Source organism: Streptomyces sp. NPDC044571, assembly GCF_040647115.1.
Lineage (GTDB): Bacteria > Actinomycetota > Actinomycetes > Streptomycetales > Streptomycetaceae > Streptomyces.
The window spans coordinates 1-1,330 of sequence record NZ_JBEZBN010000135.1; the positions used below are offsets into that span (position 1 = coordinate 1).

Annotated in this window: 2 protein-coding genes; one reads left to right on the plus strand and one right to left on the minus strand. The window is 75.5% G+C overall.

Translation table 11 applies throughout. The features are described 5' to 3' along the window. Positions 1-492 (plus strand): cytochrome P450 (locus tag AB0B01_RS30790; protein ID WP_361726272.1); only part of this gene is annotated, 492 nt, incomplete at its 5' end. A gap of 68 nt (positions 493-560) precedes the next feature. Here the strand turns inward: AB0B01_RS30790 and AB0B01_RS30795 are convergent. Continuing rightward, the coding region (locus tag AB0B01_RS30795) for an iron-containing redox enzyme family protein (protein WP_361726275.1) at positions 561-1,330 on the minus strand (770 nt) is incomplete at its 5' end.

A 1,330-nucleotide genomic window follows, 5' to 3' on the forward strand; every position in this document is an offset into this window, starting at 1 on the left:
GCCGCACACGCCCTGCACCGCAATCCGGCCCTGCGCGAGCGGCTGCGCGCGGACGACGGCGCGTATGCCCGGGCCTTCGCCCACGAGGTCCGCCGCTTCTACCCGTTCGTGCCCTTCGTGGGCGGCCTCGCCGCCGGCGACCTGGGCTTTTCGGGCCGGCGGATCCCCGAGGGCACCCTCGTCCTGCTCGACGTCTACGGGCACCACCACGATCCCGTCCTCTTCGAGCGGCCCTACCGCTTCGAGCCGGAGCGCTTCCTCGGCCGCGAGCCCGGCGCTGCCGAACTGATCGCGCAGGGCGGCGGCGATCCCCGCACCGGCCACCGCTGTCCCGGCGAGGACGTCGCCGTCGCCGTGCTGGCGGCCCTGGCCGCGGAACTCGCCCGTCTCGACCGGAGCCCGGTGTCGGGGCAGGACCTCACGATCCCGCTGAACCGGATCCCCACCCGCCCCCGCAGCGGCTTCGTCCTCGGCCCCGGCCCCGCCGTCTGAGCCCGCCTGACGCCCCGCCCACCGGCCCCCTACCCGCCGTTCGAGAGGACCGGGGCGGGGCGCCGGCCTCAGGCAGCCACCGCGAGGGGCAGCCGCAGGGCGGAGTCCCCGCGCCGCCAGGCGTCGAGGAGCGCGCCGCCGAGGCGGTCCTCCAGCAGTGTCGTCGCCTGCGCGCCGAAGGCGACGTCGGCCGCGAGGTGCGGCTCGCACTCCAGGAGCCCGGCGATGACCTCGCGGCGTACGAGCTGCTCGTGCACGGCGTCCGCCTCCACGTGCTCGGCGTAGAAGTGCTCGGCGGCGGGCCCGGCCTCCAGGCGCCGCATGGCCGCGGCCAGTCGCCGCGATCCGGGCGAAGAGGTCACCTCCACGCAGGCGAAGTGGCCCACCAGCGCCCCGCGCAGGGCGCGGTGCAAGCCGAACAGCGACATCACGTTCGTCGACGCCAGCGCCTGCGCAGGTGCCGCATCGAGGTAGTGGCCGTACGCGGTGTCCAGCCGGAGGTCCGCCATCAGCTCGGCGAACAGCTGCGCGTGAACCCGCTCGGCCCGGCCGGCCCCGAACTCGTCGTACTCGACGGCGACCATCGCCGCCTTCGCCCGCCCGGTCAGCCGGGGGATGACCCAGGCGTGCGGATCGGCCTCCTTCAGGTGGTACAGCGACCGCAGCGCGGCGTACTCGCGCATCTGCCACAGCTCGCCGTCGCGCTGCAGGAAACCGGAGACGCTGTCCGTGTGGTCCACCGGCTCGACCAGCAGCGCGTCGAAGACCTCCTCGACCCCGCCGCCCCGGGGCGTGTCCGCGCGCAGCGCCTCCAGGAAGGGTTCCTCCAGCGTCCGGC